The sequence below is a fragment of the Aeromonas sp. Prich7-2 genome (assembly GCF_017939255.1).
In the GTDB taxonomy this organism is placed as follows: domain Bacteria; phylum Pseudomonadota; class Gammaproteobacteria; order Enterobacterales; family Aeromonadaceae; genus Aeromonas; species Aeromonas caviae.
In genome coordinates this window covers 1-20,096 of the sequence record NZ_JAGKRI010000052.1, presented here as the reverse complement: position 1 = coordinate 20,096, position 20,096 = coordinate 1, and the positions used below count along the sequence as shown (strand labels likewise).

Sequence of the window (20,096 nt, the reverse complement as noted above, 5' to 3'; positions counted from 1 at the left end):
TGAGTCATCCCTGACCCCTTGAGGGTCCTAAAGGGCCGTTGGAGACCACAACGTTGATAGGTGGGGTGTGTAAGCGTAGCGATACGTTGAGCTAACCCATACTAATTACCCGTGAGGCTTAACCATACAACACCCAAGAAGTGTTCTAAGGCTTGTAGCAAATACGAACGAATTACTTACATCAGCTTTCTCAGATTGAAGATTTTGCCTGGCGGCAATAGCGCAGTGGAACCACCTGACCCCATGCCGAACTCAGAAGTGAAACGCTGTAGCGCCGATGGTAGTGTGGCATTCGCCATGCGAGAGTAGGACACTGCCAGGCACCCAATTAAACAGTGATGTGCAAAATCACGTTACTGGCTGCGAGGATGACACCTCATAAAGAAGCAGCAAAAGATTTAGCGAAAGCTAACCGAATGCGGAGCGGTAGTTCAGTCGGTTAGAATACCGGCCTGTCACGCCGGGGGTCGCGGGTTCGAGTCCCGTCCGCTCCGCCACTAAATTGAAAGGCCTTCCCTGTCGGGAAGGCCTTTTTGCTTTCTGGCGTCTGGATAAGAGCTCAGGGAACAAGAGGCAACCGGCGGGTCTGAATCGCCACTTGTCACGGACAACCCGCCTCTTCCCCCCTGTGGTGATTGCGTGTCTGGCATTGTCCCTTTACCCAGGGCTTACCCTTCGCTCTGGTTTGCCTTTGTTCCTCCATCTTTTCCCAACCCTGCCAATCGGCCGGGCTTTGTCGTGTCTGGAGATGAGCACCGCAAGCGCGAAAATACGCTCTGGCCGAGAGTGCCAGAGGACCATCGGGAGCTCATATGCGGATAAGAGATAAGCAAAGCGCTTTTTCTTTCTTCATGGAATATGCATAAGCGGGCATGCTGTACTCAACCCAACGATATGGAGTATCACCATGAAACTGCGAATGACCGCTCTCACCGTTCTCTCCCTGCTGGCTCTCGGTCAGGTCCAAGCCGCCGAGGTGCGGCTGCTGAATGTCTCCTATGACCCGACGCGGGAGCTGTTCCAGGAGTACAACAGTGCCTTTGCCAAGGAGTGGAAGGCCAAAACCGGCGACGATGTGGTGGTGAGCCAGTCACACGGTGGCTCAGGCAAACAGGCTCGTGCCGTGGTGGACGGACTGGAGGCTGATGTGGTCTCCCTGGCGCTGGCCTATGACGTGGATGCGGTGGCCAAGGCAGGTCTCACCGCCAGCGACTGGGAAGGGCGTTTGGCCAACAATGCCTCTCCCTACACCTCCACCATCGTCTTCCTGGTGCGCAAGGGGAATCCCAAGCAGATCAAGGATTGGGGCGACCTGGTGCGCAAGGATGTCGCCATCATCACCCCCAACCCCAAGACCTCCGGCGGTGCGCGCTGGAATTATCTGGCTGCCTGGGGCTATGCGCTGAAGAAAAGCGGCACTGAAGAGGGCGCCAAACAGTTTGTCAGCGATCTGTTCAAGAATGTGAAGGTGCTGGACTCCGGGGCACGTGGCGCCACCACCAGCTTCATCGAACGCGGGCTCGGGGATGTGTTGCTGGCCTGGGAAAATGAAGCGTTGCTGGTGCTCAATCAGCCGGGTACCAGCGACAAGTTCGAACTGGTGGTGCCCTCGGTCTCCATCCTGGCCGAGCCGCCGGTAGCCGTGGTGGACAAGGTAGCCAAGAAGCATGGTACCGAGGCCGTCTCCAAGGCTTACCTCGAGTATCTCTACTCCGACGAAGGGCAGCGCATCATCGCCAAATACCACTATCGTCCGAGCAATCCGGCGATCCTGAAGGAGACAGCGGCCCAGTTCCCCAACCTGACGCTCTTTACTGTCAAGGATCTGGAAGGAGATTGGGACAAGGCACAGAAGAAGCACTTTGCCCAGGGCGGATCGTTTGACCAGATTTACCAACCGGGCCGCTAAGAGACGCAGGCCCCTGTGACAACAGATAGGAGTACCACGATGAACAAGATCCTTCTGGTTCCCGGTCTGCACAACAGTGGGCCGGATCACTGGCAGAGCCGCTGGCACCAGCAATTTCCCCAGTGGCAGAGAATGATGGGTCTGCCCTGGGACAAGCCGGATCTCACGGTCTGGAGCGCCAAGCTGGCGAGCAAGCTCAGGAGCCGGCGCAGCCGGGTCCACCTGGTCGCCCACTCCTTCGGCGCTCTGACGGCCATCGCTGCCGCCAGACTGCAACCAGACAAGGTCTCTTCCATCTTCATCGTTGCCCCTGCCGATCCTGCCCGTTTCGGTATCCCGGATGAGGTGTTGGCGGGGTCCATCAAGGTCTCTGCCCAGTTGATCGCCAGCCGCAATGACCCCTGGATGAGTTTCGAGCGGGCAGAGTTCTGGAGCCGGCAGTGGCAGGTGCCGTTGTTCGATGCGGGGGAGGTGGGCCATATCAATGCCCAGTCCGGCCATGGGGAGTGGCACCAGGGGCTCGCTTTGCTCGGCACCCTATACCGCCGTGCCGAAATGGTGGTGGAGCCTGCTCCTGCCGAGTGGGGCAAGCAGGCCGCACTCAGTTTTCGATGAGGGACCATCGGATTGTCTCGGCACGATTTCCAGACAGGCTGGCAACTTGGCCAGCGTGACTGACTTTGCATGTTCCCGGTTTTACCGCTCCGTCTTTTAGGTCTTTTATGTATATAAAAGACCTTTTTTTATGCTTATCGCTCTAAAAGCCTTGTTCCACCATTGTTAGATAAAAAAGTGCTTAGCAAAGGCATTATTGGTGTTTGTTGTCCCTGGCCGCCGTGAGCAAAATCGTCACATCCAAAGTATTTATAACAAACGGATGTGTTATGCGATTAAGTTCTTATTCCGTCCTGCCAGGCCTGGGGCCAACGCTGGGCTTCAGTCTGCTCTATCTGGGCATACTGGTGCTGCTGCCGCTCTCGGCACTGGTGCTGTTTGCGGTGAACAACCTGAGCGCCGCCGAGTTCTGGCAGGTGATCGGCTCCCCCCGGGTGCTCGCCTCCTTTCGCCTGAGCTTTGGCGCCGCCTTCATTGCCGCCCTGCTCAACAGTCTGTTCGGTCTGATACTGGCCTGGGTACTGGTGCGCTATACCTTCCCCGGCCGCAGACTGGTGGATGCGCTGATCGACCTGCCCTTTGCCATGCCGACTGCCGTCTCCGGCATCGCCCTGTGCGCCATCTTTGCCCCCAACGGCTGGATTGGCCAATGGGTCGCTCCGCTGGGCATCGAGCTTGCCTACAACCCCATAGGAGTGGTCATTGCCCTGACCTTTATCGGGCTGCCCTTTGTGGTGCGTACCCTGCAGCCGGTGTTGCGGGAAGCGGAGAGCGAGCAAGAGGAGGCGGCTGCGAGCCTGGGTGCCAACCGCTGGCAGACCTTCATTCGGGTACTGTGGCCGACCCTGGTACCTGCGCTGCTCACCGGCTTTGCCCTGGCATTTGCTCGCGGCGTGGGGGAGTACGGCTCTGTCATCTTCATTGCCGGCAACCTCCCCATGGTGTCCGAGATTGCCCCCCTGATGATCATGAGTCACCTGGAGGAGTATGACTACGCCGGTGCATCGGCCATTGCGTCTGTCATGCTGCTCATTTCCTTTGTGCTGCTGTTGCTCATCAACAAGTTGCAAGCCTGGAGCTGGGCTCGCATCGGAGGAAGCCGTATATGAACGCCTCTACTGCACATCTCGATCAGGCCCAGGAGTCCGCTTCGGCCACCCCGGCGCGTCATCCCCCGGTGACCCATGAACCGGTCTGGGTCAAATGGCTGCTGGTCACCGTCGGTCTGGGCTGGTTTGCCGCCTTGCTGCTGTTGCCGCTGGCCACCGTCTTCATCCAGGCCCTGCGACCTGGGCTGGCCTTCTTCTGGCACGCCATCAGCGAGCCGGATGCCCTGAGTGCCCTCGGGCTGACGGCCCTGGTGACGCTCTGCGCCGTGCCCCTGAACCTGCTGTTCGGTGTGGCGGCGGCCTGGGCCATCGCCCGCTTCCGCTTCCCAGGGCGGCAACTGCTCATCACCATCATCGATCTGCCGTTCTCGGTGTCCCCCGTCATCGCCGGCCTGATGTTCGTGCTGATGTTCGGCAGTCGCGGCTGGTTCGGCGAGTGGCTCGGCGAGCACGACATCAAGATCATCTTCGCCACCCCGGGGATTATCCTGGCGACCACCTTCATCACCGTGCCCTTCGTGGTGCGCGAGCTGCTGCCCCAGATGGAGGCGCGCGGCCCGGAGGAAGAGGAGGCCGCCATCATGCTGGGGGCAAGCGGGTTGCAGATGTTCTGGCGCGTCACCCTGCCCGGCATCCGCTGGAGCCTGATGTATGGCCTGCTGCTCTGTACCGCCCGGGCGGTGGGGGAGTTCGGCGCCGTCTCCGTGGTCTCCGGCCATATTCGCGGCCAGACCAACACGCTGCCACTGCACATCGAGATCCTCTACAACGAGTACCAGACCGGCGCCGCCTTCGCGGTGGCCAGCCTGCTGGCGCTGTTCGGGATCTTCACCCTGCTGGGTGAAACCCTGCTGGCCAGGCTGCGCAGTCAGCCGACCCAGTCCCATTGATCTCGAATTAACGGTTATCAAGAGAGGCATCCATGAGCATTCAGGTGCAAGGACTCAACAAGCATTTCAATCAGTACGCGGCCCTGGCCGATATCAACCTCGACTTTCACGACGGTGAACTGGTGGCCCTGCTGGGCCCCTCCGGCTGCGGCAAGACCACCTTGCTGCGGATCATCGCCGGGCTGGAACAGGCCGACAGCGGCAGCGTCATCATCCGCGGAGAGGATGCATCGGATCTCCACGTGCGCGATCGCAACGTCGGCTTCGTATTCCAGCACTACGCCCTGTTCCGCCACATGACGGTGTTCGAGAACGTGGCGTTCGGTCTGAGGGTCAAGCCGCGCGCCGACCGACCGAACGAGGAGGCCATCCGCGCCCGGGTCAAGGAGCTGCTGGATCTGGTGCAGCTCAGCCACGTGGCCGGGCGCTATCCTACCCAGCTCTCCGGCGGCCAGCGTCAGCGGGTCGCCCTGGCCCGCGCCCTGGCGGTGCAGCCCAAGGTGCTGCTGCTGGACGAGCCCTTCGGCGCCCTCGACGCCCAGGTGCGCAAGGAGCTGCGCCGTTGGCTGCGCGAACTGCATGACGAGCTGCACGTCACCAGCCTGTTCGTGACCCACGATCAGGAGGAGGCGCTGGAGGTGGCGGATCGGGTGGTGCTGATGAACGCCGGCAAGGTGGAGCAGATAGGCACCCCGGCCGAGGTCTATGACCAGCCCGCCAGCGCCTTCGTGCACAGCTTCCTCGGCAGCGTGAACCTGTTCCGCGGCCGGGTGGCCGGGCAGGGGCTCGGCATCGGCGAGCAGCAGCTGGGGGGCCCTATCCCCTCCCACCTGGCGGAGGGGATCGCGGCCATCGCCTATGTGCGCCCCCACGAGCTGGAGATACTGCCGGCGGACGCCCCGGGGGGCATTCGCGCCACCATCACCCGGTTGCTGCCCATGGGGCCGCGCATCCGGGTGGAGCTGCGTGGTGACGGGGAGACGGGAGGTGCCCATTACGAGGCCGAGCTGAGCAAGGAGGCCGCCCGGGCCTTCGCCCCGGGCCAGGGGGTACGTCTGGTGGCCAGGCAGGCACAGCTCTACCCCGACTACCAGATTTGAGGGCGCGCCGCCCGGCGCGGCCCCCCTTTCAGGCTTGCAACCGGGCAATGATCCCGGCAATCCATAACAAGAGGACGGTGGCCCGAGCCAGCGCCACTCAGCGCAGGAGGCGATGAGGTGAACTTTCAGCAGTTGCGTATCATTCGGGAGGCGGCACGGCGGGATTACAACCTGACCGAGGTGGCCAATGCCCTGTTTACCTCCCAGTCCGGGGTCAGCCGCCATATCCGCGAGCTGGAGGAGGAGCTGGGGCTGGCGCTCTTCATCCGCTACGGCAAGCGGCTGCTCGGCATGACGGAGCCGGGCAAGGAGCTGCTGGTGATCGCCGAGCGCATCCTGGGGGATGCCGACAACATCCGCAAACTGGCGAGTACCTTCGCCAACCGCGACTCGGGCCGGCTGCTCATCGCGACCACCCACACCCAGGCGCGTTACGCCCTGCCCCGGGTGGTGAAGGCGTTTCGCGAGCAGTTCCCCCTGGTACAGCTGGAGCTGCGCCAGGGCAGCCCGGAGGAGATAGTGCGGCTGGTGCAGACCGGCGAGGTGGACATCGGCATCAGCAGCGAGCAGCTCGACAAGAGCGAAGGGGTGGTGGCCTTTCCCTACTACCGCTGGCACCACAATATCGTCGTGCCGGAGCAGCACCCCCTCACCGCCGAGCGGGAGCTGACCCTGGCCGCTCTGGCCCACTGGCCCATCGTCACCTATCAGGCCGGCCTCACCGGTCGGGCACGGGTGGATGATGCCTTTGCCGAGGCGGGCATAGTGCCGCAGATCCTGCTGACCGCCCAGGACTCCGACGTCATCAAGACCTATGTCGAGCTGGAGATGGGGGTGGGCATACTGGCGGACATGGCGTTCGATTCCCAGCGGGACAAGGGACTGGTGCAACTGGACGGCAGTCGGTTGTTTGCGCCGCACACCGCCTGGATCGGCCTCAAGCAGGGGCAGTTCCAGCACAACTTTGCCTGGCAGTTCATCCAGCTCTGCAACCCCGAGCTGGCGCTGGCGGAGATCCAGGCCCGCGCCATGAGCAACGAGCCCCTGCTCGACTATCAGATCTGAACCGAGGGGTGGATGAAAAACGGGGAGCCATGGGCTCCCCGTTTGTTTGATGTTGACCTGATCTGGCACTGGAAACGCCGAGCGGGTTCCCGCCAGGTCGGATACGTCCCATCACTGCGCTGTCCAGGCCTCCTGCCAGTGGGAGCCTACGCCCGGTTCATACTGGGTTGCCGTGCTCGCCCACTGGCTGCACCAGCCGCTGTAGGGGAAGGGTTTGCACTGATAGACCTTGCCGTTCTTCGGCTGCAGCACCCGGGTTCCGGCGGTGTAGGACTTGAGGCCGTCCGGGAAGGTGAACTGGTAATCGCCCCCGCTTGCCGGATCCTTGAACATGAGATCCAGGGTCTGCTGCACCGCGTCACCACCGGCCTTGGGTTTGCCCTCGATCACCAGCTGATGGTGGCCCGCACTCAAGCCGGTCAGCGCCATGGAGAAACTCTGGCTGCCGTCCTTGATGTCGGCACTGCTCTGCCCTCTGGCGACACCGCCGTGGTCATAGAGGGTGTTGGTGATGGCGAGATCCCCCTGGGCCGTGACGGTGAACATCAGGGTGAGCTTGCCGTTGTCGAGCGTGTAGTCGCTCGCCAGACCGCTCACGCTGATCCCGTTCTCCACCGGGGGCTGCTGTTGCTCAAGCTGGATCTCGACCCGTTGCAGGTTGCTGCCAGCCTTGAGGTAGACCGGGTTCTGGCCATAGACGGGGTTGAACTGGCCGTCCGTACCTTGCTGGCCTGCACGGATCTGGCTCTGCTCGGCGTTGATCTTGCTCGCCAGGGCGTGGGCCCAGTTGTTCTTCTGGCCCTGCCCGGCGTTGGCGATGGTCAGCTCGGTCTGGAGATCGGTGCGCTCGCCATTGGCATCGAACACCCGGGTTCTGGCTTTGTCACCCGCCACCAGGTCGATGGAGGGATAGATGGTCCCTCCCTGGCTCCAGGTCAGCGGTGGCTGGGTGCCATCCTTGAACCGGGCGTCGATCAGGTTGTAGAAGCTGTTGGCGGTATCCCCTACCTCCCACACCCCGAGAATGACCTGATAACCGGTACGCGGGGGCAGGGTGCACTGATGGGTCACCTGTTTGGGGGGCTGCACCATGTTGCCATCGATGACGCAGAAGGGATTGAGATCGAACGCATCCCGGGTGAGGGGCTGGTTCGGGTTCCAGTCCTGCTTGGTGAGGTAGTAGCGCCAGTTGCGGGTCACGTGGTTGGCGGTGAAGGTCCAGCTGATGGCGAAGGGACCGGCCTGCACCTCACGCTTGGTCCAGCGATCGAGGGTCTGGGTGTTGAGCTCGCCGAATTGGGGGTGACCGGCCGAGGCTATCTGGCCGTCGGCGGGGCCGCCATCGGGGAAGCCGGAGGGGGCTTCCAGGCTCTGGGGTTCCCACTGGATGGCGCCACACTGGCTGTTGCCCCCTGTCTTGCACAGGTAGTTGCGCCCTTCGGGCTGGCTGATGTAGCCGTGAGCGAGCACGCCGCCACTGGCCAGCAGCGCCAGCGCTGCCGCGAGATGGGTGAGTCGGATATTTGCTGCCATACATTCCTCTGTTCGGTGATGTGGGCAGTCACGTTGGCAGGGGAGTTCCCCGAAACACGGTGCTGCAACCCCGCTATCCTGGACAGCTTGTCTTTAGACCGGAGGCTTTGCGTCCTGGCCTTTCAACCAGTTTGCCAAATGACTACAGAAAGGATCATGGTGCCGCCTGTGGCGACCACTCATCATGACTATATTTTGTTAAAAAATTAAGTGTAAAAATTGACAGTGCCATCTCATCGGAGCAGCGCATCAGCGGCAGATCACTCCATCGGGATCTGCGCGCTGGTTCAGTGCGAGAGGGTGGCCCGGGAGAGGCTCCCGTGGCCATGACAGGTAAGGAGCCCCTGCAAGCCTGGCAGGGGCTCATGGGGCCACTCAGTGGCGGGGTTGCATGCCTGCTCGGGAAGAGGACACCTGGGTCGGTCGCATCATCCTGTCCTGGGCTTGGGCGTTGTCGAGCTTGAACACCGCCAGTCGCTCGTCGAGGCTTCGGGAGAGACCGGCCAGCAGTTCACTCTCCTGGGCCAACTGGGAGGCCGCCTGGGACATCTCTAGCGCCGAGTCGTTGATGCCGCTGACGTTGCGGTTCATGTCTTCCGCCACCATGCTCTGCTGCTCCGCCGCCGTGGCGATCTGGGTCGCCATGTCACTCACGTGCTGGATGTGATTGACGATGAGGGAGAGATCCTGCCCCGCCTTCTCGGACTGGTTGACGCTGCTCTCCGCCAGCTTGCGGCTGGCGTCCATGGCGTTGGCGGCGGTGACAGCCCGTTGCTGCAACTGGGTGATGGTACTCTGGATCTCCTCGGTGGAGTGGCGGGTGCGACTGGCCAGCTGGCGCACCTCGTCGGCCACCACGGCAAAGCCACGGCCCTGCTCGCCGGCCCGGGCCGCCTCGATGGCGGCGTTGAGGGCCAGCAGGTTGGTCTGCTCCGAGATGGCGCTGATGACCGCCGTCACCTCGCTTATCTGCATCACACCCTCCTTGAGCTGGTTGACCTGCGAGGTGGCCTGATCCACCTCGGTGGCCAGCGCCTGGATGCCGTGCACGCTGGCATGGACATCCTGGTTGCCGAGCCCGGCCTCGCTGGTGGCATCCTGGGTGTCGCGGGCCGTATTCTCTGCGTGACCCGCCACGTCGGCGATGGTGGCGCTCATCTCGTTCATGGCGGTGGCGAGCTGGGCGAGCTGATCCCGCTGACTGTTGACCGCCTGGTTGGTCTGTTCGGCGGAGGCGGCGATGCGCAGGGCGGCATCCGCCACGTTGCGGGCCCCCTGGCTCGCCTCCAGCAGGGCGCGGCGGATGGCATCCAGCCCCTGGTTGGTGGAGCTGGCGACGGCGCCGAGCTCATCCCTGCCCAGCACCGGGATGCTGACCACCAGATCGCCAGCCGCGACCCGGGCCATGGCCTTGTTGATCTCGGCCAGGGGATTGACGATGGAGCGGCTGATGGCGAGTCCCAGCAGCCCCATCAACAGGATCACCAGCAAGGTGGCGCCACCCATCCACTCATATTGGGACCACATGGTGGCCTCAATGTCCTGCAACAACACACCGGAGCCCAGGATCCAGCCCCAGGGCTGGTAGCCCGTCACCAGCGACATCTTCTGGGACGCCTCGCCGGACGGGGAGACCCACTGATACTCCAGCCTGCCCTGGTGGCCGCCCTTGCCGAGATCCACCATGTGCTGCCAGTGGGACTCGGCAGGGTTGTTGCCCATCTGCTGGCCGACCAGCTCGGGTTTGGCGGGATGCACCACCACCCGACGATCTTCATCCAGCACGAACAGGTAGTTGTCCCCGTCAAAGCGCATGCTGTCGAGCATGGCCTTGGCCTGTGCCTTGGCCTGCTCCGGGGGGAGGGTGGCGGCCAGGGCCTGGATCCGGCTCATGGCCAGGTCCAGCACCGCCTGCAGCCTGGCTTCCCGTTCACTCATCAAATTGCGGTGCAGGGCACTGGCCGAGATGAGCAGCAGTGCGATGAAGCCGACCAGGGCCAGTGAGAGCAGCAGCATCAGTTTGCGACTCACGGCAATATCACCGAGCTTGAACATAGTCTTATCCTTACTTTCCCATGCGGGTCTGATTGTGGCCGTTCTAGCGGCCGGACCTGATTATTGTTTTTTTAACATGCCATTAACTTTCAATGGGTTGCGATGAAAAACAGCCAATTGAGCAGTTTGACAACCAGTATAGCCAGCAGACAGAAACCCTCGCTTTTGATAGCGTGATGGCGCGCATCCCGGCGCACAATTTGTCTGCTCCATTTGCAAGAAGTGTGAATGGGTTGGCATTTCACCAAAAAGGAGTGGGCGCCCCCGTGGTTGCCCCATAACAAGAGGGAAGTTATGAGTTCCATTGCCAGGAATTATCTCAACCAGCTCAATGCCGATTACCTGCAGGTGCACAGACGCAAGGAGGACCTGTTCTGGTCCACCTACATGGGCACCAGCGACGATCAGGCAGGCTTCACCGCGGCCGAACAGGCCTACAAGGCGTTCTGTGCCGATCCTGACCGCCTGCCCGTGCTGCGGGAGATGCATGCCCAGGCCGAAGAGGCGGATCTCAGGCGCGGCCTGGGGGGCTGGATCGCCTTCTTCGAGTGCAACGTCATCGAAGATCCCGGTGCCTCCGCCCTGATGGACGAGCTGGTGGCCGCCGAGGCGGATCTCTTCACCCGTCGCAAGGGGTTGAAGCTCACCTTGCTGGACGAGCAGGGCCGCCAGGTGCCCGGCAGTCTGCCCGCCGCCAGCACGGCGCTGGCCGCCAGCTGCGACGAGGCGGTGCGCCAGAGCGCGCTCGCCATGTTCCAGACCCTGGAGCAGTGGGTGGTCGACAACGGCTATCTGGCCATCGTCGCGCTGCGCAACCGCTTCGCCCGTGCCATGGGCTATCGCGACTACTTCGATTACAAGGTGCACAAGAACGAGCAGATGAGCCCGGAGCAGCTGTTTGCCATTCTTGACGACTTCATCGCCCGCACCGATGCCCGCTTGCACCAGAGTCTGGCGGAGCTGAAAGCGGCCAAGGGGGAAGCAGCCCTGCTGCCCCACAACCTGCGCTACAGCGTGAGTGGTGACGTGACCCGCCAGCTCGACCCTTACGTGCCCTTCTCCCGGGCGCTGAAGGATTGGGTCGAGAGCTTCCGCCGGCTCGGCATCCAGTACCGCGGTGCCACCCTCACCCTGGATCTGCTGACCCGGGAGGGAAAATACGAGAACGGCTTCTGTCACGGCCCGGTGCCGAGCTTCTGGCAGGATGGGGAGTGGGTGCCGGCGGTGGTCAATTTCACCAGCCTGGCCAATCCGGCCCAGGTGGGCAGCGGCTGGAGCGGGCTCAACACCCTGTTCCACGAGGGAGGCCACGCGGCGCACTTTGCCAACGTCACCGGCAACGCCCCCTGTTTCTCCCAGGAGTTTCCGCCCACCTCCATGGCCTATGCCGAGACCCAGTCCATGTTCTGCGACAGCCTGCTGGACGACGCGGACTGGCTCAAGCGCTACGCCAGAAACGCGGCGGGAGAACCCATCCCCGATGCGCTTATCCAGGCCATGATTGAAGCGCGCCAGCCATTTCGCGCCTTCAACGAGCGCCAGATTGCGCTGGTGGCCTACTTCGAGCGGGATCTCTACGCCATGGACGAGGCCGAACGCACCCCGGCCGCCGTGCTGGCACTGGCCCGCAAGTGGGAGCGCAAGATCCTGGGGGTGGAGAGCCCACGCCCGCTGCTGGCCATCCCACACCTTCTGAACCAGGAGTCGGCCTGCGCCTATCACGGCTATCTGCTGGCGCTGATGGCGGTGGAGCAGACCCGCGCCTATTTTCTGAGGCGCGACGGCTATCTCACCGACAACCCGCGCATCGGGCCGGATCTGGCCGCCCACTACTGGGGACCGGGCAACGGCATGACCCACGACGAGACACTGCAGAGCCTCACCGGCGAGGGTTTCAGTGCGGTGCCGCTGGCAGAGGCGTGCAACCGGAGTGCCGCCGAGGCGTGGCAACAGGCGCAAGCATGCATGGCGGCCGCGCGGCAGCGCCCACCGGCAGGGGAGGGAACGCCCCTCGACGCCCATATCCGGGTGGTACACGGGGCCGAGCTCATCGCCGACAACAGCGAGTCCGAGGCGCGCATGCTGGCAGAGTTCGAGGCCTGGATCCGGCGCCTTGAGACCGCTGAACCAGTGACCCTGGCCTGAGCCCTGTGTCGCATCATGAAAAGAGCCCCATCAGGGGCTCTTTTTTGTGGGTTGAGATGACCTGACCCCATGGCGCCAGCCTTGGATTGGCTGGTGGACAGGCTCAAGTGTCCTTGACGGCGCTGCCCGCTGGTTTTTCTTCCTGCGCCATCTTCTAGGCCTTGACGACCTGCGCTGAGGCGCCCGGTTGCGGGCAATAGGCGACGCCCTGCCCTTGGCAGGGTGTCTGCATGGCGGGTTGACGGCCATTTCCCCCTGCTGGCCACAGATATGTTTCTCCCGATATATTGAGTATTCACGGCGATCCCATATCATGGCGCTCGCTCGCCACCAGAGGGTGGCGGCATTCAGATGATTTGCTAACAAGAGAGCCCAGAAGGCTCGCAGAGGGATGGATAGTGAGAGCCGTATTGCTGTGTTTGCTGGGGCTGTGGCCCGCGTTGAGTTTTGCCACTCTGTCCGCCGATATGGTGGTGGTGAAGAAGTCGAGTTACAGCCTGACCCTGATGAAGGATGGCAAGGAAGTGAAGCGCTACTGGATTGCCCTGGGCCCGGCTCCCAAGGGACACAAGCAGCGTGAGGGGGATCAGCGTACCCCGGAAGGTCGCTATACCCTGGACTACAAGAAGAGCAACTCCGGTTTCTACAAGGCCATTCACATCAACTACCCGAATCTGGACGACATCAAGCGCGCCAACGAGCTGGGTGTGAACCCGGGCGGCATGATCATGATCCACGGCCAGCGCAACAGCCTGGGGGATCGCAGGGTGCAGCCGTCCAACTGGACCAATGGCTGCATTGCGGTGCTGAACCATGAGATGGACGAGATCTGGAACGCCATCGAGCCCGGCACTCCCATCATCATCGAGCCCTGATCCCGCCTGCCAACGCCCGCTCTCATGCGGGCGTTGCATTTGTCGCAGACCATGGCGTGACACTGCCTCCTGCGCCGTGCTAGTTTTCCCGGTTCGCATTGGCTGTGACAAGGATGATCCCATGATGTCGGAAACCCGCCTCCCTGCGCCCGAGCGCACGGGGGCACTCTGGTGGCGCGCCACTCTGGATATGCTCCCGCTCTCCATTTCCGTCATCCCCTGGGGGATACTGTGCGGCGCCCTGGCGCTTCAGGCGGGTATGAGCCCGCTCCAGGCACAGCTGATGTCGCTGCTGGTCTATGCGGGGGCGGCCCAGCTCTCGGCCACCACTCTGTTCGGGGCGGGGACGCCGCTGCTGCCCATCATGGGCTCCACCATGGTGATCACCTCCCAGCATCTGCTCTATGGCTTCACCTTCCGCCGAGACGTGCTGCCGCTCTCCCTGCGCTGGCGGGCCAGCCTCGCCTTCTTCCTGACCGACGAGATGTTTGCGGTGGCGCTGAAAGAGAGGGAGCGCAGCGGCGCCTTCAATCCCGCCTATGCGCTCACCGCGGGCTTTGTCTTCTATCTGTTCTGGAACCTGGCGACCCTGCTCGGCATCGCCGCCGGCCAGTACATCGAGGGGCTGGACAAGATGGGGCTCGACTTTGCCATCGCCGCCACCTTTATCGCCATGACGCTCCCCGCCATGAAGAACCTGCCCATGGTGGCGGCCACCCTGGTGAGCGGCGGGACGGCGCTCGTCACCAAGCCGCTGCTGGCGGAGATCCACATCATCGTCTCGGCCCTGGCCGGCATGGTGGTGGGCTATGTGCTGCACCGGATGAGGAGGTGATTATGGGCTGGCTGATGATAGGGCTGCTGGCCCTGATCACTTTCTTCAACCGTTTTGCCTTCTTCTCGCGGTTGACCCGCTATCAGCCGGGGGCCGAGATGGGGGCTTTCCTCAGCTTCTCGGCCCAGTCGGTGCTGACCGCCATCTGGCTGCCCATCGTCTTCAGCTATGAGCCCGGCCACGGGCTGGACTGGGATCCGGACTACCTGGCCGCCACCCTGCTGGTGACGGTGCTGACCCTGCTGCGCCTGCCTACCCTGGTGGTGGTCGTCGTCGGCATGGGGGGCTTCTTCCTGCTGCGCTGGCTGGGGGGCGTGGCCCTGTTCTGGCCCTGGTGAAGAGCGTGCCGTGATCCGGCATGGCGGATGTCTTGATGGGATATCCGTCCTGTTGGGAATGTCACTTCAAAAAAGGCCTCTCAAGTGTGAGGATTTTGGTTCCACCCGCCACGGAGTGAACCATGTCCTTCACCGAAACCTGCCAGCGCATCGTGCGCGACCCTCTGCTCTCACCGGCCCAGAAGAATCGGGCCCTGGCGCTCGCCGCCGAAAACGCGTTGCCTTACCCCGAGTTGCCTGCCGCCGTGCAGGATGCCATGGCACAAGGGATGCTGTGCGACATGTTCGAGGGACACGCTCCCCACAAACCGCGCTACGTGCTGCCGGATTACGCGCGGTTTCTGCGACAGGGCTCGGCCTGGCTGGAGCTGGCGCCACCCCTGGACTTCGACGAGGCCCTCGATGCCCTGCGCATCCTCTACCATCACGTGCCCTCCGTCACCGGCATGCCGGTCTGGCTGGGGCGCCTCGATCACCTGCTGCTGCCCTTTGTCGGTGAGCTGGATGATGAAACGCTCCATCGCAAGCTGAAGGCCTTCTGGATCTACCTGGATCGAGTGCTGCCGGATGCCTTCATGCACGTCAACATCGGCCCCGATGACAACCGGATCTGCCGCCTGATCCTGCGCATCGACAACGAGCTCAAGCAGGTGGCCCCCAACCTCACCTTCTTCCACGATCCGGAGCAGACTCCCGACGATCTGCTGCTGCTGGCGGTGAAGAATATCGCCGAGTGCAGCAAGCCGCATATCGCCAACTACCCGGTCCATCGCGATACCTTCGACCAGCGTGGTTTTGGCATCGTCAGCTGCTACAACGCCCTGCCGCAGGCCGGTGGCGCCAACACCCTGGTGCGCATCTCCCTCAAGCGAGTCGCCGAGCAGGCACAGGGGATCGATGACTTCCTCGGTTGTCTGCTGCCCCACTACTGCCGCCTCACGTCCCAGCTGATCGCGGTGCGCGCCGCCTTCCTGCACGAGGAGTCCGGTTTCTTCGACAGCTTCCTGGTCAAGGAGGGGCTGCTGGATGAGGATCGCTTCGTCCCCATGTTCGGCATCTACGGCATGGCGGAAGCGGTCAACATCTTGATGGATAAAGAGAATCTGCCGGGCCGCTACGGTCACGACGAAGAGGCGAACCAGCTTGGCTATCGCATCTCGGCTCGCCTCTCCGAATGGGTGGCCAGGAGGGGCCAGACCCATGCCTGGGGCGGCCGCGCCCTGCTCCACTCCCAGGGGGGACTCAGCGTGGACAGGGGCGTGACTCCGGGGGTTCGGATCCCCTATGGCGAGGAGCCGGATCCCGCCAGTCACCTGCTGGCTCTGGCGCCGCACCACGGCTACTACCACTCGGGGATCAGCGAGATCCTGACCCTGGATCTCACCATCCGCCAGAATCCGCAGGCACTGCTGCAGCTCTGCAAGGGGGCCTTCGCCCTCGGCATGCGCGAGTTCACCGCCAACGTGGCCGACAGCGATCTGGTGCGGGTGACCGGCTACATGATCCGCAAGCGCGATGTGGTCCGCTTCGCGGCAGAAGGCTCGCGGCTGCAGACCACCAGCCTCGGCGCCGAGGCGAGCGAGCTGACCGGGATCCGCCAGCGGGCACCGCGGGTGGTGGCTATCGAGACCCTCTTGAATGAGCACTGAGAACGGCAGGCAGAAGGGGGCCGAGCTCAGGGCGACGGTGAGCCGCTGGCTGCCCTTCTCCTGCGTGGACGGCCCCGGCAACCGGCTGGTGCTGTTTTTGCAGGGCTGCAACTTCCGCTGCCCCGGCTGCCACAACCCCCACACCATGGGGTTGTGCGATCACTGCGGTGACTGCGTGCCCGGTTGCCCGGGCGGAGCCCTGGCGATGCAGGAGGGGCGGGTGAGCTGGCAAGCCGAGCTCTGTACCCACTGCGACCGTTGCCTCGATGTCTGCCCTCGCCACGCCAGCCCCAAGACGCGCCAGATGTCGGTGGCCGAGGTGCTGGCCCTGCTGCGTCGCTATGGCCCGCTGCTCACCGGCGTCACCGTCTCTGGCGGGGAGGCTACCACCCAGCTGCCCTTCGTGATCGCCCTGTTCACGGCCATCAAGGCTGCGCCGGATCTGGCCCGTCTCACCTGCCTGCTCGACAGCAACGGATCCCTGGGTGAAACGGGTTGGCAGCGGCTGTTGCCGGTGCTGGACGGCGCCATGATAGACCTCAAGGGGTGGCACGAGCCTGTGCATCTGGCCCTGACCGGGCGGGGCCGCGAGCGGGTGCTGGTATCGCTGCAACTGCTGGCGCAGGCGGGCAAGCTGGCGGAGGTGCGGCTGCTGATGGTGCCGGGGCGGAGCGATTTTCTCGATGCCACTGGCGCGCTGGAGGAGGCGTTGACGACCTTTTTGCTGTCGCTGGGGCCCGTGCCCATCCGCCTCAACAGTTTTCGCCACCACGGGGTGCGAGGGGAGGCGCTGTCATGGCCAGAAGCCGGGTCGGCTGATCTGACAGTGCTTGCCAACGCATTGAAGGCCAAGGGGTTTGGGTCGGTGATGCTGCCTGCGATCTGAGCTCTGCGGCACGTAGGGATGCTGTGACCCGATATGACGCAACTGTGAACTCTGTCTATAGGGGCTGTCCGAGGGGACGGCTAGAATGGGCAAACCGTCCATCACCAACAGATACCCATGAGTGAATCCAACGCCCTTTATCGAGTGCAGTTCATTTGTCACAGCGAGCGTTACGAAGTCTATGTAAGAGAGGTGAATCAGGGCCAGCTGTTCGGCTTCATCGAGATTGCCCACTTCGTGTGGGACAACCACACGGCGCTCATCGTCGATCCCAGCCACGAGAAGCTGAAGAGCGAATTTGCCGACGTCACCCGCACCCTTATTCCCATGCACCACGTGCTGCGGGTCGATCAGGTGCGCAAGCAGGGGGCCGCCCGCATCACCGAGCTGGGCAACAACGTCACCTCTTTCCCAGGCCCCATCTACACCAAGAAACCCTGATTCCTGCCACCAGGCATCATTGTGGGGCGTCCAGCTCCCGGGCCAGTTGCAGGATGCGCTGACGGAACCAGCGCAGGGCGGGATCTTCCCCCAGGGGGCCATACCACACCAGGCTGTGGGTCACGGCGCCGTAATCGAAGGGGACAGGGCGGCTCACCATCCCCTGGGTACAAGCCCGGGTAGCCCAGCCCTTCACGGCCGTGAGAATGAGATCGCTCTGGCGCAGCAGGGCGGCGGCGCTGCCAAAATCCGGCAGGGTGGCCCCCAGTCTGCGCCGTACCTGGCGCTGGGCCAGACTCTGCTCGAAGAAGGGATCGGCCAGCTCCTGATCGCGAATGGCGATGTGGCGCCAGCTCAGGTAGGCATCGAGATCCCAGGGATGCGTCAACGCCGGATGATCCGCGCGCATCAGGCAGACCAGCTCATCCTCCCGCAAGGTTTCCCAGACGAGGCCGGGCTGATTGACCCCGGGCTGGCTCTGATCGTGGGGCAGGATCACGAAGTCGAGCTTGCCCGCCGCCAGAGCAGCCAGTCCCTGCTCGTCCTTGTTACGCACGACGGGCATCAGCCCCGGCACCTCCTGCATCAACTGACCCAGTACGGCCCCCATGGGCCAGATCATGCTGCTCTCCCGCATCGCCAGGTTCAGCTCCCCCTGCCAGTTGGCAGGGGCAAATCCTTCCTGGCTGGTGAGGCCGTTGAGCTCTCCCAGCAGGCGGCGCAGCGTCGGGCCGAGGCGTTCGGCAAACGGGGTCAGCAGCAACTGATTGCCCTGGCGGTAGAGCAGTTGATCCCCCAGCAGTTCGCGCAACTGGTTGAGGGTCTTGCTGACGGTGGAGGGGGTGGTGCAGAGGCGCTCGGCGCTGCGGGTGACACTGCGGGTGTCGAGCAGCAGATGCAGGGTCACCAGGTGGCGACCGCCGAGGCGGGAGAGGGCAATGAGATCCATCACGGTTCCACGGGCAAGAGGACAAATGAAAAGCCCCGCCTGAGCGGGGCTTGCGGGCTTAGCCCTTGAGCACGGCGGCCATGGCGTCGGCCACGTAGTCGACGTTGCGGCTGTTGAGGCCCGCCACGCACATGCGGCCGGAGCGCACCAGATAGACGGCGAACTCTTCGCGCAGTCTGTCCACCTGCTCCGGCGTGAAGCCGGTGTAGCTGAACATGCCGCGCTGGTTGATGAAGTAGCCAAAATCGCGGCCCGGCACCTTGGCACTCAGCACCTCGAACAGCTTCTGGCGCATGGCCTTGATGCGGGTGCGCATCTCGGTCACCTCACCGACCCACATGGCGTGCAGTTCGGGCTGGCTCATCACCGCCGCGGTGATCTGGCCACCGTGAGTGGGGGGGCTTGAGTAGTTGCGGCGCACGGTGGCCTTCATCTGGCCCAGCACCCGGCTCGCCTCTTCGGCATCCTGGCAGATGACCGACAGGCCGCCGCAGCGCTCGCCGTAGAAGGAGAGGTTCTTGGAGAAGGAGTTGCTGACGAAGAAGCTGACACCGGCGGCCACCATGGCGCGGATGGCATAGGCATCCTCTTCCAGCCCGTCACCGAAGCCCTGATAGGCGATGTCCATGAAGGGGATCAGGTTCTTCTCGACCACCAGGGAGATCACCTGGTCCCACTGGGCACGGGAGAGATCCACCCCGGTCGGGTTGTGGCAGCAGGGGTGCAGCAGCACGATGCTTTTCGCAGGCAGGCTGCTCAGGCAGTCGATCATGGCGTCGAACTGCACGCCGCCGGTGGCCGCATCGTAATAGGGGTAGTCGTGCACCTTGATGCCGGCCCCCTCGAACATCGCCTTGTGGTTGTCCCAGGTGGGATTGCTGACCCACACCTCGGAGGTCGGGAAGTAGCGCTTGAGCAGATCGGCACCGATCTTCAGGGCGCCGGAGCCACCGATGGTCTGGATGGTGGCGATGCGGCCCGCCTTGACCGCTTCGTGCTCGGCGCCAAACAGCAGGTGCTGCACCGCGGTGCGGTAGTTGGCGGCGCCTTCCATCGGCTGGTAGGGGCGCGGGGCCGGGGCGGCGGCGCGCTGCGCTTCGGCCTGCTGCACCGACGGCAGTAGCGGAATGCGGCCCTGCTCGTCGTAATAGAGGCCAATCCCCAGGTTCACCTTCTGCTCGCGGGTATCTTTGTGGAAGGTCTCGACTAGCGTCAGTATGGGGTCGCCAGCATAGGCATCGACGTGTTCAAACATGGGGGGTCCTTGAAGTTGACTGTCCAATTCGGCCGGCCATCAGCCGGGCCGATATGATGGCGCAATCCAGAGGTGGCCTCAAGTTGTTCGAGATGGCGACAGGGCTGACAAAGTCTGTCGCAGTGGTGAATGCGGGGCCCTTGCCAGGATCCTGCATCCCGTCTGCACGTTCCCCCCATTTTGTCAGAGAAGGCTGCCTTATCGGCATCGTTTGGATAATATATGGATGCATACGGCCCCTCTCATTCCCCTCCCACCCATCCGGGGGAGCCAGGTTCGGCGCCGCCTGAGACAAAAGAAATCCTGATTACCCATGACCCTCAGCCAGCTTCAAGAGCCGATATGGCATCGGAGGGCTTGCCACGACTGCATGCCCCAATTCAACCAACATGCTCTTGAGGTCAAAACGATGATTAAACCGGAAGCAGTATTCCGCAAGATGCCTTG

At 63.2% G+C, this 20,096-nt stretch carries 17 protein-coding genes, 1 tRNA gene, 2 rRNA genes, 1 pseudogene and 1 riboswitch; of the genes and pseudogenes, 16 read left to right on the top strand and 5 right to left on the bottom strand.

Annotated features, from left to right (window positions below; all coding sequences use genetic code 11):
• From J9892_RS10525 to cbl, 9 genes are all read left to right on the top strand, one after another.
• A 23S ribosomal RNA gene (locus J9892_RS10525) occupies positions 1–126 on the top strand; the annotation flags it as partial.
• Positions 127–207: 81 nt separating this feature from the next.
• Positions 208–322 (top strand): 5S ribosomal RNA (gene rrf, locus J9892_RS10520).
• Between the two features lie 98 nt (positions 323–420).
• Positions 421–497, top strand: a tRNA-Asp gene (locus tag J9892_RS10515).
• A 410-nt stretch (positions 498–907) separates the two neighbouring features.
• Positions 908–1,909, top strand: a complete 1,002-nt coding sequence (locus J9892_RS10510; RefSeq protein ID WP_042864432.1) for a sulfate ABC transporter substrate-binding protein — start codon at positions 908–910, stop codon at positions 1,907–1,909.
• A 39-nt stretch (positions 1,910–1,948) separates the two neighbouring features.
• The gene (locus tag J9892_RS10505) at positions 1,949–2,524 is read left to right on the top strand and encodes an alpha/beta hydrolase (protein ID WP_039039453.1); all 576 of its coding nucleotides are present in this window, start codon (positions 1,949–1,951) and stop codon (positions 2,522–2,524) included.
• A 269-nt stretch (positions 2,525–2,793) separates the two neighbouring features.
• On the top strand, positions 2,794–3,633 hold the full coding sequence (cysT, locus tag J9892_RS10500; protein ID WP_039039454.1) for a sulfate ABC transporter permease subunit CysT: 840 nt from the start codon (positions 2,794–2,796) through the stop codon (positions 3,631–3,633).
• Entirely contained in the window at positions 3,630–4,523 is an 894-nt protein-coding gene (gene cysW / locus J9892_RS10495) for a sulfate ABC transporter permease subunit CysW (RefSeq protein WP_161469994.1), read from the top strand. Before cysT ends, cysW begins: the two co-directional genes overlap by 4 nt.
• A gap of 32 nt (positions 4,524–4,555) precedes the next feature.
• A complete protein-coding gene (locus tag J9892_RS10490) occupies positions 4,556–5,623 on the top strand; it encodes a sulfate ABC transporter ATP-binding protein (protein WP_161469993.1) in 1,068 nt (355 codons plus the stop codon).
• 117 nt (positions 5,624–5,740) lie between these two features.
• A complete protein-coding gene (cbl, locus tag J9892_RS10485) occupies positions 5,741–6,688 on the top strand; it encodes an HTH-type transcriptional regulator Cbl (RefSeq protein ID WP_161469992.1) in 948 nt (315 codons plus the stop codon).
• 111 nt (positions 6,689–6,799) lie between these two features.
• On the opposite strand, the gene gbpA is transcribed toward cbl, so the two are convergent.
• Positions 6,800–8,221 carry an N-acetylglucosamine-binding protein GbpA gene (gene gbpA / locus J9892_RS10480; protein ID WP_210538296.1) on the bottom strand — a complete coding sequence of 474 codons (1,422 nt, stop codon included), beginning with the start codon at positions 8,219–8,221 and terminating at the stop codon, positions 6,800–6,802.
• 60 nt (positions 8,222–8,281) lie between these two features.
• Positions 8,282–8,367: riboswitch (cyclic di-GMP riboswitch) on the bottom strand.
• Positions 8,368–8,596: 229 nt separating this feature from the next.
• Positions 8,597–10,276: a methyl-accepting chemotaxis protein gene (locus J9892_RS10475; protein WP_210538295.1), complete on the bottom strand. Its 1,680-nt coding sequence runs from the start codon at positions 10,274–10,276 to the stop codon at positions 8,597–8,599.
• 294 nt (positions 10,277–10,570) lie between these two features.
• Between J9892_RS10475 and J9892_RS10470 the strand changes: the two genes are divergently transcribed.
• The 7 genes from J9892_RS10470 (at position 10,571) to J9892_RS10440 (ending at position 17,445) form a co-directional block, all read left to right on the top strand.
• A complete protein-coding gene (locus J9892_RS10470; RefSeq protein WP_210538294.1) occupies positions 10,571–12,421 on the top strand; it encodes a M3 family metallopeptidase in 1,851 nt (616 codons plus the stop codon).
• 398 nt (positions 12,422–12,819) lie between these two features.
• Positions 12,820–13,296 (top strand): L,D-transpeptidase family protein, encoded by a 477-nt coding sequence (locus tag J9892_RS10465; protein ID WP_029313677.1) that lies wholly within the window; start codon positions 12,820–12,822, stop codon positions 13,294–13,296.
• A 121-nt stretch (positions 13,297–13,417) separates the two neighbouring features.
• Positions 13,418–14,131: an AzlC family ABC transporter permease gene (locus J9892_RS10460; RefSeq protein WP_210538293.1), complete on the top strand. Its 714-nt coding sequence runs from the start codon at positions 13,418–13,420 to the stop codon at positions 14,129–14,131.
• A gap of 2 nt (positions 14,132–14,133) precedes the next feature.
• Positions 14,134–14,469 carry an AzlD domain-containing protein gene (locus J9892_RS10455; RefSeq protein WP_010672834.1) on the top strand — a complete coding sequence of 112 codons (336 nt, stop codon included), beginning with the start codon at positions 14,134–14,136 and terminating at the stop codon, positions 14,467–14,469.
• 122 nt (positions 14,470–14,591) lie between these two features.
• Positions 14,592–16,118 carry a YjjI family glycine radical enzyme gene (locus tag J9892_RS10450; RefSeq protein ID WP_210538292.1) on the top strand — a complete coding sequence of 509 codons (1,527 nt, stop codon included), beginning with the start codon at positions 14,592–14,594 and terminating at the stop codon, positions 16,116–16,118.
• A 37-nt stretch (positions 16,119–16,155) separates the two neighbouring features.
• Positions 16,156–17,004, top strand: a complete 849-nt coding sequence (locus tag J9892_RS10445) for a YjjW family glycine radical enzyme activase (protein ID WP_119197775.1) — start codon at positions 16,156–16,158, stop codon at positions 17,002–17,004.
• A 117-nt stretch (positions 17,005–17,121) separates the two neighbouring features.
• Positions 17,122–17,445, top strand: a complete 324-nt coding sequence (locus J9892_RS10440; protein ID WP_010672837.1) for a DUF1820 family protein — start codon at positions 17,122–17,124, stop codon at positions 17,443–17,445.
• A gap of 16 nt (positions 17,446–17,461) precedes the next feature.
• Here the strand turns inward: J9892_RS10440 and J9892_RS10435 are convergent, their stop codons facing one another.
• The 3 genes and pseudogenes from J9892_RS10435 to J9892_RS10425 all read right to left on the bottom strand — a co-directional run.
• Positions 17,462–18,394, bottom strand: coding sequence for a LysR family transcriptional regulator (locus J9892_RS10435; protein WP_210538291.1), 933 nt, complete (start codon positions 18,392–18,394; stop codon positions 17,462–17,464).
• Between the two features lie 58 nt (positions 18,395–18,452).
• Complete coding sequence (locus J9892_RS10430) at positions 18,453–19,649, bottom strand: amino acid aminotransferase (RefSeq protein ID WP_114523045.1); 1,197 nt, start codon at positions 19,647–19,649, stop codon at positions 18,453–18,455.
• Positions 19,650–19,956: 307 nt separating this feature from the next.
• Positions 19,957–20,096 (bottom strand): annotated as a pseudogene (locus tag J9892_RS10425) (IS1595 family transposase); the annotation flags it as partial.

What these genes read in the sequence shown, in the direction of transcription:
- J9892_RS10460 (WP_210538293.1), top strand. Translation starts at nt 13,418, where the DNA reads ATGATGTCGGAAACCCGCCTCCCTGCGCCCGAGCGCACGGGGGCACTC.
- J9892_RS10510 (WP_042864432.1), top strand. Translation starts at nt 908, where the DNA reads ATGAAACTGCGAATGACCGCTCTCACCGTTCTCTCCCTGCTGGCTCTC.
- cysT (WP_039039454.1), top strand. Translation starts at nt 2,794, where the DNA reads ATGCGATTAAGTTCTTATTCCGTCCTGCCAGGCCTGGGGCCAACGCTG.
- J9892_RS10440 (WP_010672837.1), top strand. Translation starts at nt 17,122, where the DNA reads ATGAGTGAATCCAACGCCCTTTATCGAGTGCAGTTCATTTGTCACAGC.
- cysW (WP_161469994.1), top strand. Translation starts at nt 3,630, where the DNA reads ATGAACGCCTCTACTGCACATCTCGATCAGGCCCAGGAGTCCGCTTCG.
- gbpA (WP_210538296.1), bottom strand. Translation starts at nt 8,221, where the DNA reads ATGGCAGCAAATATCCGACTCACCCATCTCGCGGCAGCGCTGGCGCTG.
- J9892_RS10475 (WP_210538295.1), bottom strand. Translation starts at nt 10,276, where the DNA reads ATGTTCAAGCTCGGTGATATTGCCGTGAGTCGCAAACTGATGCTGCTG.
- J9892_RS10470 (WP_210538294.1), top strand. Translation starts at nt 10,571, where the DNA reads ATGAGTTCCATTGCCAGGAATTATCTCAACCAGCTCAATGCCGATTAC.
- J9892_RS10450 (WP_210538292.1), top strand. Translation starts at nt 14,592, where the DNA reads ATGTCCTTCACCGAAACCTGCCAGCGCATCGTGCGCGACCCTCTGCTC.
- J9892_RS10505 (WP_039039453.1), top strand. Translation starts at nt 1,949, where the DNA reads ATGAACAAGATCCTTCTGGTTCCCGGTCTGCACAACAGTGGGCCGGAT.
- J9892_RS10435 (WP_210538291.1), bottom strand. Translation starts at nt 18,394, where the DNA reads ATGGATCTCATTGCCCTCTCCCGCCTCGGCGGTCGCCACCTGGTGACC.
- J9892_RS10490 (WP_161469993.1), top strand. Translation starts at nt 4,556, where the DNA reads ATGAGCATTCAGGTGCAAGGACTCAACAAGCATTTCAATCAGTACGCG.
- J9892_RS10430 (WP_114523045.1), bottom strand. Translation starts at nt 19,649, where the DNA reads ATGTTTGAACACGTCGATGCCTATGCTGGCGACCCCATACTGACGCTA.
- J9892_RS10455 (WP_010672834.1), top strand. Translation starts at nt 14,134, where the DNA reads ATGGGCTGGCTGATGATAGGGCTGCTGGCCCTGATCACTTTCTTCAAC.